The sequence below is a fragment of the Collimonas sp. PA-H2 genome (assembly GCF_002564105.1).
GTDB lineage: Bacteria > Pseudomonadota > Gammaproteobacteria > Burkholderiales > Burkholderiaceae_D > Collimonas.
On sequence record NZ_PDBX01000001.1, the window covers coordinates 68548 to 83209 of the forward strand.

General features: G+C 59.2%; 15 protein-coding genes. 9 read left to right on the top strand and 6 right to left on the bottom strand.

Annotated elements, in window-relative coordinates; all coding sequences use genetic code 11:
• Positions 1-517: 517 nt before the first annotated feature.
• Together BCF11_RS00215 and BCF11_RS00220 are read right to left on the bottom strand one after the other, a co-directional pair.
• A complete protein-coding gene (locus tag BCF11_RS00215; RefSeq protein ID WP_369827716.1) occupies positions 518-1906 on the bottom strand; it encodes a sensor histidine kinase in 1389 nt (462 codons plus the stop codon).
• Positions 1903-2571, bottom strand: coding sequence for a response regulator transcription factor (locus tag BCF11_RS00220; protein WP_098497254.1), 669 nt, complete (start codon positions 2569-2571; stop codon positions 1903-1905). Before BCF11_RS00220 ends, BCF11_RS00215 begins: the two co-directional genes overlap by 4 nt.
• A gap of 201 nt (positions 2572-2772) precedes the next feature.
• Between BCF11_RS00220 and BCF11_RS00225 the strand changes: the two genes are divergently transcribed.
• Both BCF11_RS00225 and BCF11_RS00230 read left to right on the top strand, forming a co-directional pair.
• A complete protein-coding gene (locus tag BCF11_RS00225) occupies positions 2773-3168 on the top strand; it encodes a MerR family transcriptional regulator (protein ID WP_098492950.1) in 396 nt (131 codons plus the stop codon).
• A 17-nt stretch (positions 3169-3185) separates the two neighbouring features.
• Positions 3186-3590, top strand: a complete 405-nt coding sequence (locus tag BCF11_RS00230; protein ID WP_098492951.1) for a carboxymuconolactone decarboxylase family protein — start codon at positions 3186-3188, stop codon at positions 3588-3590.
• Between the two features lie 313 nt (positions 3591-3903).
• Here BCF11_RS00230 and BCF11_RS00235 read toward each other — a convergent pair whose 3' ends face one another.
• Positions 3904-4842: a LysR substrate-binding domain-containing protein gene (locus BCF11_RS00235; RefSeq protein WP_098492952.1), complete on the bottom strand. Its 939-nt coding sequence runs from the start codon at positions 4840-4842 to the stop codon at positions 3904-3906.
• A gap of 205 nt (positions 4843-5047) precedes the next feature.
• Here BCF11_RS00235 and BCF11_RS00240 point away from each other — a divergent pair, with 205 nt between their 5' ends.
• From BCF11_RS00240 to leuA, 6 genes are all read left to right on the top strand, one after another.
• On the top strand, positions 5048-6355 hold the full coding sequence (locus BCF11_RS00240; protein WP_098492953.1) for an MFS transporter: 1308 nt from the start codon (positions 5048-5050) through the stop codon (positions 6353-6355).
• Between the two features lie 12 nt (positions 6356-6367).
• Positions 6368-6814 (top strand): GNAT family N-acetyltransferase, encoded by a 447-nt coding sequence (locus tag BCF11_RS00245; RefSeq protein WP_098492954.1) that lies wholly within the window; start codon positions 6368-6370, stop codon positions 6812-6814.
• A 224-nt stretch (positions 6815-7038) separates the two neighbouring features.
• A complete protein-coding gene (locus BCF11_RS00250; RefSeq protein WP_098492955.1) occupies positions 7039-7362 on the top strand; it encodes a hypothetical protein in 324 nt (107 codons plus the stop codon).
• Positions 7363-7907: 545 nt separating this feature from the next.
• Entirely contained in the window at positions 7908-8048 is a 141-nt protein-coding gene (locus tag BCF11_RS00255; RefSeq protein ID WP_082792731.1) for a DUF3096 domain-containing protein, read from the top strand.
• Positions 8049-8388: 340 nt separating this feature from the next.
• Positions 8389-8514 carry a hypothetical protein gene (locus tag BCF11_RS28480; RefSeq protein ID WP_255407760.1) on the top strand — a complete coding sequence of 42 codons (126 nt, stop codon included), beginning with the start codon at positions 8389-8391 and terminating at the stop codon, positions 8512-8514.
• 121 nt (positions 8515-8635) lie between these two features.
• Positions 8636-10342, top strand: a complete 1707-nt coding sequence (gene leuA, locus BCF11_RS00260; RefSeq protein WP_098492956.1) for a 2-isopropylmalate synthase — start codon at positions 8636-8638, stop codon at positions 10340-10342.
• A gap of 215 nt (positions 10343-10557) precedes the next feature.
• Here leuA and BCF11_RS00265 read toward each other — a convergent pair whose 3' ends face one another.
• Positions 10558-11175 carry an FMN-dependent NADH-azoreductase gene (locus tag BCF11_RS00265; protein ID WP_098492957.1) on the bottom strand — a complete coding sequence of 206 codons (618 nt, stop codon included), beginning with the start codon at positions 11173-11175 and terminating at the stop codon, positions 10558-10560.
• A gap of 192 nt (positions 11176-11367) precedes the next feature.
• Between BCF11_RS00265 and BCF11_RS00270 the strand changes: the two genes are divergently transcribed.
• Positions 11368-12291 (top strand): LysR substrate-binding domain-containing protein, encoded by a 924-nt coding sequence (locus tag BCF11_RS00270; protein ID WP_098497255.1) that lies wholly within the window; start codon positions 11368-11370, stop codon positions 12289-12291.
• Positions 12292-12316: 25 nt separating this feature from the next.
• Here BCF11_RS00270 and egtB read toward each other — a convergent pair whose 3' ends face one another.
• Complete coding sequence (egtB, locus tag BCF11_RS00275; protein WP_098492958.1) at positions 12317-13513, bottom strand: ergothioneine biosynthesis protein EgtB; 1197 nt, start codon at positions 13511-13513, stop codon at positions 12317-12319.
• Positions 13514-13600: 87 nt separating this feature from the next.
• On the bottom strand, positions 13601-14569 hold the full coding sequence (gene egtD, locus BCF11_RS00280) for an L-histidine N(alpha)-methyltransferase (RefSeq protein ID WP_098492959.1): 969 nt from the start codon (positions 14567-14569) through the stop codon (positions 13601-13603).
• Positions 14570-14662: the final 93 nt, after the last annotated feature.

The window sequence follows — 14662 nt, forward strand, 5'->3', positions numbered from 1 at the left end:
AACAGATTTGTTAATCGCCTTGTGGGCGATGCAGCGGAAACCGCGCTCAGCTACCTGAAAAGCGGGTTTCTTTTGCAGCAATGTCATTCCTTACGAAGGTCTTTTCTCGCGCTACATGTTGCGTATTACGACAAAATATTTCCGTACAAACACAGGCAAAGCAACATACGTGCCACAAAACTTTCAACACTGAGACCATGCCTCTCCGTCCGGTTCACCAGCTGCAGTGCACCATGCGGATGAGCGATCGCTCGACATTTAAATTACCGTAAAGAAATTGGATTTGGAAACTGAAGTGGGCTCGCGTAATCTGCATACAACAACTAACCCCCTTTAAAAGTAACAAGAGTAAAAGTTGTACCAATCGGGAACCAATTAGTGCATATTATTGTCCCCGGTTTGCAATGCACGGTCCGAAATTATTGTTTATACAATAAACGACAGTTCGTGCCGCCAGCCCGGACCGGCAAGGGTTCGCGAAAGAATTTGCTGCGCCGCCGAAGCACTGAAGTGAGCCTTAAGCGGGCAGTTTTGAAGGCGTGCCCAAAATTGGGAAGGGGAAATGCACCGAAAAGATCGTGCCGCTTGTAGCACCCGGCTCCACCGTGATCCTGGCGCCATGATCCTTGGCGATATCGCGCACGATGGCCAGGCCGAGGCCGTTGCCGGCGATACTGTCGTCAAGCCGGTGCGAACGCTTGAAAATCGATTCCTGTTCCGACGGGGCGATCCCCGGACCAGAATCTTCCACTGAAAAAATCCCGCCGTCCTTGCCTTGCAAGGTGCTGACAGTCACCGTGCCATTGTGCGGCGAGTAGCGGATGGCGTTGTCAATCAGGTTATCGATCAGGTCGCGCAGCAGGAAATGGTCGCCCATCACCCGCGTCGGCTGCAGGTTGAAGCCGAGATCGATATTCTTCTTGTGCGCCTCCTCGACAAAATGCTGGACCGAGCCCTCGACCAGCTTGTTCATTTCCACCACCCGCAGCCGCTCTTTTTCAAACTTGGCCGGCTCGGCGCGCGCCAGCGTCAGCAGCTGGTTGGTCTGGCGTATCATGCGCTCGGTGGATGAGGTCATCAGCACGATCGAATGGGCGCTCTCGGGCTCATCCGCATATTTGTGCAGCAGCCATTCCAGCTGCGTGCGGAAGCCGGCCAGCGGCGTGCGCAACTGATGCGCCACATTCGCCAGGAAATTCTGCTGCGCCTTGGCGTCCATCTGCACCCGTTCCAGCAAGCCGTTGATGGCCTTGACCACCGGGCTGAGCTCAGACGGCACCGGCTTCTCGTCCAGCGCCGACAAGTCGTCTCGGCTGCGCGCATTCAGCTCCGCCTTCATCTTCTTCAGCGGCAGCAAACCCTGGCTGATCGCCAGCCATATCACGGCAATCAGCACCAGCGCCAACACCCCTTCCAGCAACAACAGCGCGAAGAATATCACTGAGCGGATATGGGTGCGCTTGCGCAGGGTTTCGGCGACGCCGATATGCACCGGTTGCTTGCCTATCATGGTTTTCAAGGCCATGATGCGCACCGGCTCGCCGCGCATGAAGCCGTCGTAAGGAGTCGGTTCGTTCAGTTCTTCGCGTTCCGGCAGCAGCGGAAAATCGGCATCTCCCGCCAGCAGCTTGCCCTGCTGGTCGCGCACCACCAGGAAGATGGCGTCGAAGTGATCGACCCGCAGCACCTGCTCGGCCTGCTTCGACAAATCGATCTCGACTTGCTCGCCATTCTCGTGCAAGCGCGGAATCATGGCCCAGCCCGCATCCGCCAGGCTCCGGTCGAACGCAATCTGGGCCGGGATCCAGGCCAGCCAGTAAGTCACGCCGGCGCCGATGATATTCACGGTCAGCAGCGGCACAACCAGCCACTTGAGCAGACTGACGCGGATGCTGGGCATCTTCATGGATCGGTTTTTTCCAGCATGTAGCCAAAGCCGCGTATGGTGCGGATTTCAATCCCTGCATCGGCAATCTTCAGGCGGACGCGCGAGATGTACACTTCGACGGCATTCAAGGTCAGCTCGGCGCCCCATGGCAGGATGGCGTCGATGATCTGCTGCCGCGACACTACCCGCGAAGCCTGCTGCAGCAGGTACTCCAGCACCGCCCACTCGCGTACCGACAGATCGATCGTCTTGCCGTTGATCTTGGCCCGGCGCGATGAGGTGTTCAGCGACAACCCGCCCAAGTGCATCTCCAGCGGCTGCGGCGCGCTGCGGCGCAAGAGCGCGCGCACCCGCGCCACCAGCTCCTGGGTCGCGAACGGCTTGACCAGATAGTCGTCGGCGCCCAGTTCCAGCCCGTAGACCCGGTCCTGCACCGAATCGCGCGCCGTCAGCAACAGCACCGGCACATGGCTGCCGCGCGCCCGCAGGCGCCGGACCACTTCAAAACCGTCGATCCCGGGCAAGCCGATATCCAGCACCACGACGGAGATTTCCGTACGCTGCAGCAGCGCATCGGCGTCGTTACCGTTCTGCACCACGTCGACCACCATGCCGTGGCCCTTGAAGATGCGCAGGATGCCGTCCGCCAGCACCGAATCGTCTTCTACCAAAAGAATATGCATTGAATCCTTTACCGCTTCCATACTCGCGCCTGGCCAGAACCAGGCGGCCGATCATTATTATTATTAATGCAAGCCTTGATAATCCGGTGTCAATTTTAATCGGTCGGCATGCATTTGCGTTGATCCGCCCTCCACAGGCGGCAAGCTGCTGCGATAATAGTGCTTGACTTAGAGCGCACTCTAACTTCTACACTTTATCCCATGGCCACTTCCATCACGATCCAACAGGCAGCAGCAGCAACCGGACTCAGCGTCCACACTTTGCGCTATTACGAAAAGATAGGCTTGATAGACCCTATCCCAAGGCAAAGCAATCAGCATCGCTTGTACCGCCAGGAAGACCTGCGCTGGATTGAATTCCTGCTCAGGCTGCGCGCTACCGGGATGTCGATACAGCAGATGCTGCGTTATGCGGAGCTGCGCAGGCTGGGGGAGCGCCTTGGAAGTGTGTCAGAACGCAAGGCATTGCTGGAACAGCATGCCGCAGCGCTGGAAGCCGATCTTTTGGTGTTGCAAGACACCCTGGCCATGTTGCGCGGAAAAATCGCGATATACGCCAGCCAGGAAGAACAGCTGAAAGCCCACGTCGACGCATAAACCATAGGGAGCATCACATGCAACAAAGCACATACGAAAAAGGTCTGCAACGCTTGAAGGAAGTGGACGATATCGCCGGCGAAAAGGTCATCGACAGCCTGGCCGACATTTCCCCGGACCTGGGACGCTATGTCATCGAATTCGGTTTCGGCGAGATTTATTCGCGTCCAGGACTGACCCTGCAACAGCGTGAACTGGCAACGGTAGCGGCGTTGACGGCGATGGGAACGGCGCAGCCGCAGCTTAAGGTGCATCTGGCAGCCGCGCTGAATGTCGGCCTGTCGCGCCTGGAAATCACTGAAACCATCATACAGATGGCCTTGTACGCCGGCTTTCCGGCGGCATTGAACGGCATGTTTGCAGCCAAGGAGGTATTTGCCGAGCATGACCGCGTCGCACAGTCCGAGACCAGCCGGCACTAATCGGCAACCGGCTCGCTCCGCTTGATCAGGGCGGAGCCGCAGCACAGATTCCCGGGATGCCAGCAAACGGTACGGCGCATGCGGTTTTCAAAGCATTCTCGGAAGGATGATCCGGGAAAAATCTGCCTTATGGATACTCGGTAAAGCATCCGGCTGGCAGACCATGCGGCCATGGTGGCGGCCCTCGCAGCACGCGTTTGACTCTGCTGTGACTGAAGTCTAAGGGAGCATGGCCGCGGACAGGAAATACCGATTCTGGATATGGGTATAAGGAAAAACGATAGCCAGTTTCCTACCAGCAAAACCCTACGTTTCAGGGCCGCGTCAGGATCCTTGCATGCAGCCATTCGCCGCTGCGGCACAATTCATCGGTCACCTCCAGCACCAGCCGCTCGACTGCCGCCGCCGCGGTGGTCAGCGGAATATTCCTGGAAGCGCACAGCGCCAGCGTGCGCGACATTTTTTCGCCGCTGATCGAGTAGGCAGTCATTTCGCCACGCTTGATCTCGGGCAGCAAGGGCGCCACCGGCAGGATGGTGGCGCCGATATCGGCCAGGATGGCTGATTTCATGATCGTCACCGAACTGATCTCGATCACGTTTTCCAGCACTATCCCCGCCGCCCGGGCGACGCTTTCGATGCGCGGACGGACGCCGTGCTGCATGCCCGGCAGGATCAGCTTGGCCTTGGCCGCGCGGGCAAAGGTCACCGAGCGGCGCGCCGTCGCATATTGCGAACCGCTGCGCGTGATGAACATCATTTCCTCTTCCGCCAGCGGCGTGACGGCAAACGAGCCCAGTTGGCCGTCGTCGAACAGCACCGCCAGGTTGATGCGGCCGGTCTTCAGCTGCTCGATCAGGTTGCCGGTCAGTTCTTCCGTCAGCTGCAGCGAAATGTCCGGATACCTGGCGCGCATCGCCGTCAGCAAAGGCAAGGCCAGGATGCCGGAAACGCTTTGCGGTATGCCTAGCGCAACCGTGCCCGTCGGCTTGTCGGTGGACTGCGCAACGGCTGACCTGGCATCGATCACCTGCTTGAGGATGGCCTGCGCGTGCTCATAGAAAATCTTGCCGGCGTCGGTGGCGAGCACGCCCTGCGCGGAGCGATGCAAGAGTTGCGCGGACAGCTCGTCTTCCAGCTGCTTGATCTGCTGGGTCAGCGCCGGCTGGGCGATGTGCAAGACACGGGCGGCGCGCGACAGCGATCCGTGATCGACGATGGCGACAAAATAGCGCAGTTGACGCAGCTCCATAAAACGCGGACCTCGGTGATGTATGTTGGTAGGCTGACCAGCCACGAACAGTGTAAACGAGTTCGCTCGCCGCGCCCTGAAATCGCCGCATAGCCTTTACACTAGTGTCGTGTCATGCCTCCGGCTACAATGCATCTCACAAAACCATCGCCAAGCTGAAATTGCGCAGTCGCTTCTTATAACTAAATCAATAAGGCAGAGAGACATGTCAGAACCTTCAAGCCCAGCAAACGCTGCCGCCGGCAGCGCCTTCGAAGCCGCCACCTACGCCAAGGTCACCTGGCGCCTGCTGCCGATGCTGTTCCTCTGTTACGTCGCCTCCTATCTCGATCGGGTCAACGTCGGCTTCGCCAAGCTGCAGATGCTCAACGACCTGAAGTTCAGCGAAACCGTTTACGGCCTCGGCGCCGGGATTTTCTTCCTCGGCTACTTCATCTTTGAAATCCCCAGCAACATGATGCTGCACCGGGTCGGCGCCCGGCTCTGGATCGCCCGCATCATGATCACCTGGGGCATCATCTCCGGCGCCATGATCTTCGTCGACAGCCCGACCAGCTTCTACGCCATGCGCTTCCTGCTGGGCGTGGCCGAAGCCGGCTTCTTCCCCGGCGTCATCCTCTACCTGACCTACTGGTATCCGGCGCACCGGCGCGGCAAGATGACGGCGCTGTTCATGACCGGGGTGCCGGTCTCCGGTGTCATCGGCGGCCCGCTGCCGGGCTGGATCATGAAGGCCTTGCCCGGCGTGCATGGGCTGGCGGGCTGGCAATGGATGTTCATCCTGGAGGCGATTCCATCCCTGCTGCTGGGCGTAGTGGTGATCTTTTACCTGCAAGACCGAATCCGCGGCGCCGCCTGGCTGAGCGAGCAGGAAAAGCAGTTGCTGGAGTCGCAGATCCAGGCTGAAACCAGCCAGAAGCAAGAAGTGTCGCTAGGCCGGATGTTCGCCAATCCGCGCGTCTGGCTGATGGCGCTGATCTATTTCTGCTTCGTCATGGGCTTGTACGGCGTCAGCTTCTGGCTGCCGACCATCATCAAGACCACCGGTGTCACCGACACCTTCAACATCGGCTTGCTGACCGCGATTCCCTACGCCACGGCGGCGATCGCCATGATCCTGATCGGCCATAGCGCCGACAAGCGGCGTGAACGGCGCTGGCATGTGGCGATCCCGGCAGTGCTGGGCTGCATCGGCCTGATCTTCAGTACCGTGTACGACCACAATACCTTGCTAGCGATGTCGGCGCTGACGCTGGCCACGGTCGGCATCATTAGCGTGCTGCCGCTGTTCTGGAGCTTGCCGACGGCGTTTCTCGGCGGTGCCGCGGCCGCAGCCGGGATTGCCTTGATCAACTCGCTCGGCAACCTGGCCGGCTTCGTCAGCCCCTACCTGGTCGGCTGGCTGAAAGACCAGACCCACAGCACCAACAGCGGCATGTACGTGCTGGCGGCGTCGCTGCTGCTGGGCGCGGCGCTGACGCTGTCGGTACCGAAACATCTGGTGAACAAATAGAAAAGGAAAAGCATGGCAGCAGAAACACAGCTTGAATTCAGGCCGGCAACCAGCGCGGACCTGCCGTTCCTGACAGCGCTGCGCCATGCCACCATGAGCGAGCACCTGGCGCGGGTGAATGCAGCGCGCGACGACGCCGCGCAACTGGCGCGCATCCTGTTCCAGTTTGAACACGCCCAGATCGTTTCCATCGCAGGCAAGCAGATCGGATTGCTGAAAGCCTATCGCGAGCCCGGACAATGGTATATCGCCCAGATCCAGATCGCCCCGGAATTCCAGGGACGGGGACTGGGCCGCAGCATCCTCGATAAGGTGCTGACGCAGGCCAGCAACGACAATTTGCCTACGGTTTTGAGAGTTTTTGACGGCAATCCAGCCAAAAAACTGTATGAAGCTAAGGGCTTCAAGGAAATCGGCCAGGACGGCGTGGAATGCCTGATGTCCTGCCCGCCTGCCTGAACGCCCGCTCCGCCTCGACGGCCCCAGCTGCGCGCCCCGATCATTCCCGCGAACGCGGGAATCCTTGTTACGGCCGCCAACATGGGTCCCCGCGTTCGCGGGGACGACGCACAACTTGGTCTTTCGCTAAAAAAATCGCAAAGTACTTGCATTCGAAGCCGCCTTGGATAATAATTTAAATGAGAATCATTACTATTTAAAGTCAAGCGACCAAGGAGTATTTGATGATTAGTACGCGCGATGCAACAGACGGCCCGGCCGACAACTACCGTACCCCGCCAGAGCTCCTGATCTCAGCGGTTTTGCACTTGATATCGCAATACAATATGCATAATCTGGCGACCGACGCCTGCGTGCAGTCGGCGCGCACCATTGAACGGCATCTGCGTACCCTGTCCGACTGGCCGGAACTGGCGCCGGTGCTGCGCGCCACTTGCCAGCAGCTGTCGGAGCAATGGACCTCGATGATTGAACGAGCGTTGCCTAAACAGAAAAACGAGCGCTCGGCCTTTATCACGCGCCTGATTTCAGGCACCCGAGCGCTGTAAATGACGAAAGAGCCGAGAAAAGAGCCGGCCCGCCGGCCCTGTCTGATCCGCGCGCCGCGGCAGTATGCCGCGGCGACTAAGTATTCCCCGGGAAGGGAGTAAATCCGTCTCCTGCCCGTTCTGAAATGGTAAGGACCCGTTAGGGGATAAGTTGGGCATTTGGGTGGTCATAGCTGGATGCGATGCAAGGTGCCCGACGCGCTGCAGTGCGAGCACTGCAAGCGGTGGGCAACGCAGCAGCGCGCCAGCTATGGCCGCCCAAATGTTCAAGTTATTCCCTGACGGGTCCTTAGCGCCGACGACCTGCCCGTTGCTGACGCTGACCGCTAAGTTTCAGTTCTTGCATCTGACGGAGTGTGTGTCCTTATCGGCATTAGCCAACGCTGTGACGGTTTCTCCTCCCGCAACAGCGATTAGCCAAGCCGTTTTTTTTGCCGTCTTCCGTGCCTTCCTACACCGCATGGCGCCCTTGTCCTACATTGGAAAGACTGCCAGCGTCGTATCATCGAGTTGGATGCAATTTCGCCACCCGAAAAGGAATGCATATGTTTACCACCCTGCACCTGACCCCTATCGTTTCACTGATCGCGGGCGTACTGATCCTGGCCATTCCACGACTGCTGAACTACATCATTGCGCTGTACCTGATCGTCATCGGCCTGATCGGCCTGTTTGGAACGCGCTGAGCAGTACTCCGCAAAGCATCTATTACCGAAATACAATATTCGTGCGGGAAACAGGCTATTTTGGGCCTGGCGCCAACTCGTGCTTGACAAGCCCCGACTTCATCTCATACATTAAGGCCATGGCTTCCCCACGCATCCAATCCCGTTCCCTACTACAGCATCCTGGCTTACTGCCGGCAATGCTGCTAGTGCCGCTACTAGCGCTATCGCTACTACGCGCACTATGATCTCGACCCCGTTCTGACGGGGGCACCCTGGCAGCAGCACCGCCAAACCAAGAAATCACAGTAGTAAAACTGAAATGCCGACCAGGCGTTTCAATTTTAAAGAGCCCGATTCCATGTACCGCACTCAGCGCCACCCTTCGCTCTCCCGCAGCACCCTCGCCGCCACCGCCGCGGCACGCATCTGCTCGCTATCGCTATTCCTGCTAAAGCTAGCGATCGGTTGCCTGGCCTCGCGTTGATTTTTTCGAGTGGCAGCCAGGCAACCGCGCCGCCACCGACCTGTCCGCTTTCCTGTTTCATCGGCACACGTATCTAGCAAACGTATCCAGCACACTTAACCAGCTCCCAGAGAGGCTTCTCATGATGTTGCAAAACCCCGCTGTCAAATATCGCCCTTTTCCACCCGTCCCGCTGAGCGATCGCACCTGGCCCAATCAAATCATCAGCGCGCCGCCAATCTGGATGAGCACCGATCTGCGCGACGGCAACCAGGCATTGATCGAACCGATGGACGCCGCGCGCAAGCTGCGTTTCTTCAAATTGCTGGTGAAAATCGGCCTCAAGGAAATCGAAGTCGGCTTCCCTTCCGGTTCGCAGACCGACTTCGATTTCGTGCGCCAGCTGATCGAAGAAAAGCATATTCCCGACGACGTCACCATCATCGTTTTGACGCAGTCGCGCGAAGACTTGATACGCCGCACGGTCGATTCGCTCAAGGACGCCAAGCAAGCCATCGTCCACCTGTACAACCCTATCGCACCGGCCTGGCGCCGCATCGTGTTCGACAAGAGCCGCGATGAAGTCAAGGAAATCGCCGTCTCCGGCACGCGCCTGATCAAGGAGTTGACCGACGCCCGCCCGGAAACCCAGTGGCGCTATGAATATTCGCCGGAAACCTTCAGCATGGCAGAACTGGATTTTTCCAAGGAAGTCTGCGACGCCGTGGTCGACGCCTGGCAAGCCACGCCGGCACGCAAAGTCATCCTCAACCTGCCGACCACGGTCGAGTGCAGTACGCCGAATGTGTTCGCCGACCAGATCGAATGGATGCACCGCAACCTGGCGCGCCGCGACGCCGCCATCATCAGCGTCCATCCGCATAATGACCGCGGCACCGGCGTCGCCGCCGCCGAGCTGGCCGTGATGGCCGGCGCCGACCGCGTCGAAGGCTGCCTGTTCGGCAACGGCGAACGCACCGGCAATGTCGACCTGGTGACGCTGGCCTTGAACTTGTATACCCAGGGCGTCAATCCCGGCCTGGACTTCTCCGATATCGACGAAGTGCGCCAGTGCGTCGAAGACTGCAACCAGATTCCGGTCCATCCACGCCATCCGTATGTCGGCGACCTGGTGTTTACCGCCTTCTCCGGCTCGCACCAGGATGCGATCAAGAAGGGTTTCGCCGCACAGAAGGCCGACGCCATCTGGGAAATCCCCTATTTGCCGATCGACCCGGCCGATCTCGGCCGCAGCTATGACGCCGTGATCCGCGTCAACAGCCAGTCCGGCAAAGGCGGCATGGCCTATCTGCTGGAACAGGAATACGGCCTGGAGATGCCGCGCCGCCTGCAGATCGAATTCAGCCGGGCGATCCAGAAAGCCGCGGATGCGACCGGCAAGGAAATCGCCGCCAGCGACATCTACAACATCTTCAAGCAGGAGTACCTGGACAAGCAGACCCCCTACGTCTACCGCGGCCACCGCATGAGCGATGATTTGAGCCCGGCGCAAGCGGTCAAGATTGAAATCGACATCGTCCGCGACGGCCAGGCGCACACCAGCAGCGGCCAGGGCAACGGTCCGATCGACGCCTTCGTCAACGCGTTGGGACTGGACATCAAGCTGATGGATTTCCATGAACACGCGATCAGCGCCGGCGCCGACGCCCAGGCCGCCAGCTATATCGAGCTGCGCCTGAACGACGCTCCTACCGGCTTTGGCGTCGGCATCGACGCCAATACCTTGACCGCCTCGTTCAAGGCGATCCTGAGCGCGGTCAACCGGCAGATTGAAATCGCCGGCCAGGCTGCCAACCAGGAGATCGGCAGCAGCGCAGCGGCGGCGTAAACAGCTGTCTTTTTAAATCCGCCCGCCGCGGCGATCACGCGACAGGCAGGCATCATGCAGGCTGGGTATTACCGTACTACATGCTTTCATCAGCGCGGCCGGACGTCAGTTACCAATGACGGCCCGCCGCGCTATTACTTCTTTTATACGAATAAAAAACCGCAGACGTAAAAAAACCGCTACGGATAGCGGTTTTTTCATTTCGGCCCGGTCGATCAGGCCATTGCCACTGCGCTGGTCAGATCACTGATACGCGCGCGAGCTGCCGCAAAGCCGGCTTCTTTCGCTTCAGGACTGTAGGCCAGGCCGTCGGCGCGAACCACTTCGATATCGGTAATCCCGAGGAAGCCGAACACCAGTTTCAAATAGTCTTCATGCCCCACGCCAGTAGGGCCGCCTGCATGCTTGCCGCCGGATGTCGACACGATCACGACGCGCTTGCCTTTGGCCAGGCCTTCCGGGCCCTTTTCGGTATAGCGGAAAGTAACGCCGGCGACACTAATCTGGTCGATCCATGCCTTGAGCTGGGTCGGCACGCTGAAGTTGTACATCGGCGCGCCGACCACGATCACATCGGCTGCCATGAATTCGTTGAGGATGGCTTCGTTCAGTTCCACTTCCAGCTTTTGCGCCAGGTTACGCTTTTCAGCAGGCGTGCCCTTGGCGGCAAAGGTGGCGCCGGACAAATGGGCGGTCACATCTTTACTGAGGTCGCGATAGCTCAGGTCGATATCGCTGTCGGCGGCCATCAGGGTGGCTACTACTTCGCGTGTGAGTTGGCGCGAAGCCGAAGCGTCGCCGAGAATGCTGGAGTCGATTTGCAAGAGTTTCATGATGTGTTCCGTTCTATCAAATTAAGAGTGGATCAAAATCCATAGCAATCCGGAGAACCCATTTCTCGATGCCAAAGAGTTTGACTGACTGGTTGTTGAACCATTGGGCACATCCTACCTTCGCTTCGAAAATAGAACTAGTCATCAAAAATAAGATATATTGTTCCATATACAGAACAATGGATGACGATCATGCAAGACTTGAATGACCTCTATTTCTTTGCCAACGTGGTGCAGGAAGGCGGCTTCACGGCCGCTGGCCGCAGCCTCGGTATCCCGAAGTCGCGCTTGTCGCGCCGCATTTCAGAGCTGGAAACCAGGCTGGGCGCACGCTTGCTACAGCGCAATACCCGAGGCATCGCCCTCACCGATCTCGGCAACCGCTACTATCAGCATTGCCAGGTGGTGATTGCCGCCGCCGACGCTGCCGAGCTGGCAGTCACCAGTTCGCTGGCGGAACCGAGCGGCACGGTGCGGGTCAGCTGCGTGGTGGCGATTGCACAGACAGAAGTGGCGTTTGCGCTGCCAGCCTTTCTGGAGCGCTATCCGAAGGTGAATATCGACTTGCTGTTCACCAACCGCCGCATCAATCTGCTGGAGGAAGGGGTGGATGTCGCGGTGCGGGTGCGGGCTACCGACGATGAAGATCCCAACCTGGCGACACGGCGTTTGCGCTCCGCCTCTGGCGTGCTGGTGGCAACGCCGGAGCTGCTGGCCAGATATGGCGCCCTTAGCCACCCGCGCGAACTGGCAAAACTGCCCTTCCTCGGCGCGGTTGAGCGTGATCGCCGCATCCACCAGCTGCTCGACGGCCCCGGCGATGAACGTTACGAACTGGTGACGGAAGCACGCCTGGCGGTAGAGGATTTTCCTTTGCGCAAGCGGGCGGCGCTGCGGCACCTCGGCCTGACCATGCTCCCTACTGAGTATTGCAGCGAAGAGCTGGCGCAAGGCCGGCTGATCCATGTTCTGCCCGGCTGGACCACGCCGGCCGGACATGTACAAGTGGTGTACCCGACCCAGAGAGGCTTGCTGCCGGCAGTGAGGGTGTTCGTCGATTTCCTGATCGAACATCTCAGCAAGATGCAATTCCCGCTCAACAGCTGCCCGAAATGACGCAAAAGATGACGCAAAAAATGATTCAGGAACGCGCCAGCCGGATGCCGCTGAACTGCCAGCGCGCGGTGGCGGGGAAGAAATTGCGGTAGCTCAGGCGCGCGTGGCCATCCGGCGTCGCCGCCGAAGAACCGCGCAATACGTACTGGTTAACCATGAACTTGCCGTTGTACTCGCCGACGGCGCCGGGCAAGGCGACGTAGCCGGGATAAGGCGCATAGCTGCTGGTAGTCCACTGCCAGGCGACGCCGAAATAATCCTCGCCTTGCGCCGCGGCCGCGGCTTCCCATTCCGCTTCTGTCGGCAAACGGGCGCCGGCCCAGCGGGCGTAGGCTTCCGCTTCAAAAAAGGACAGATGAGTGGCCGCCTCGTGCATGGCCAGCGGCTGCAAGCCATGCAGGGTGAATTCACGCCAGGCTGAATCGAATTGCGCCTGCGCCTGGTGCCAGTACAGCGGCCGCGTGATTTTCTGCTGCACCACCCAGTCCCAGCCGGCCGCCAGCCACAGCAAGGGATTGCTGTAGCCGCCATCCTCAACGAACGCCAGGTATTCGCCATTGCTGACCAGCCTCGACGCCATGCAAAACGGCTCGACAAACTGGCGGTGCCGCGGCGTTTCATTATCGAAGAAAAATCCCTGTCCATCGTGGCCGACTTCAACGATGCCGGCTGCGAACGCTTGCCACTGCAGCGCACTCGCCTGCTCCCGCCCCGCATCTGCCATCACATCAGACCCGCGGTAAGGCGGCAGCAAGGGATTCATCGACAGCAAATGCTTGATATCGGTGAGCAGCAGTTCCTGATGCTGCTGCTCGTGCTGCAAGCCCAGTTCCACCAGCATCGCCAGTTCGCCGGCGCTGTCAGCGAGCTGTACTTGCGCCAACAGCGCCAGCAGGCGCTGGTCGACATTCTGCCGGTAGGCCAGCACTTCCGCCAATGCCGGCCGCGTCATCAGGCCGCGCTGGGCGCGCGGATGCTGTTCGCCGACGCCTTCGTAATAGGAATTGAACAGCACCCGGAAGGCCGGATGGAACGGCTGGAAACAGGCTTCGAACCGTTCCAGGATGAAGGTCTCGAAAAACCAGGTAGTGTGCGCCAGATGCCATTTGGCGGGGCTGGCGTCTGCCATCGATTGCACGCAGCAATCCTCTGCCGACAGCGGTTGCACCAGCTGGCAGCTCTGCGCGCGCACGCGCGCGAATGTTTCAGCCAAGCGATGCATCGCCTGCCCGGCAGGCGCGGGAGCCAGCCTGTGTCTAGTCGCCGTATCCATCGTAGTCCCGTTCAGTGGTTCGTTTTCTTATGACGCTCACGCGATGCGGGCATGGCAAACCATGAACCAGTTGCGCTCATCGCTCCAGGTCTGGACCTTGCCGAAACCGGCTTGCTGCAGCAGGTCGATGAATCCCTGCTCTGTATATTTGTAGCTGCTCTCGGTATGGATGCTATCGCCCTGGGCGAAGCGCCGCACGCCGCCGTCCTGCCAATGGACGATCAGGTCCTGGCGCGCTTCCAGATGCATTTCTATACGGTGCTGCGCCTCATTGTAGAAGGCGCGGTGGCGCCATTGCTGGGGCTGGAAATCAGCCTCCAGCAAACGGTTTACATGGTTCAGCAGGTTCAGGTTGAAGGCCGCGGTGACGCCCAGCGCATCGTCGTAGGCGGCATCCAGTATCGGCTTGTCCTTGACCAGGTCGACACCGATCAACAGGCCGCCGTCGCTGCCGTTGATCGCCTTGCGGATGTGGTGCAAGAACTTCAGGGACTCCAGCGGCGCAAAATTGCCGATCGAAGAGCCTGGGTAAAAAAACTGACGGCGCTGCGTACCCAGCGTTAGAGGCAGCTCAAGCTCGGAAGAAAAATCCATGCCCAGGCAAGTCATCTTGATCTTCGGGAATTGCTGCCGCAATGCCGCTACCGCTTCCCGCAGGAATTTTTCGGAGATGTCGATCGCTACGTACTGCTTTGGCCGCAGGCTGGGAAACAGGCGCGCCGCCTTGCTGCAATTGCCGGCGCCGAGGTCGATCAGGGTCGCATCGGCGCCAAGCGCGGTTGCGATCGCGCCAGCATTCTGTTCGAAGATCGCGGCTTCGGTACGGGTCGGATAGTATTCAGGCAGTTCGCAGATCGCTGCAAACAGGCGCGAGCCGAGTACATCGTATAGATATTTGGGAGAGACGTGGGCATGGGGCGCCAGCAAGCCGGCTACCAGTTGATCTTGAACCTCGTCTTGCGCTACGCAGTTTTCCGGATGCGCCGGTTGCTGCTGTTGAGCCAAAGGATTCTCCTGAGGTAGCTATCAGTGGAACGACACATTTAGTTGCTTGTTCAGCCACAAAAATTCATCTTCTCCGTAGCCAGATCCTGCGCT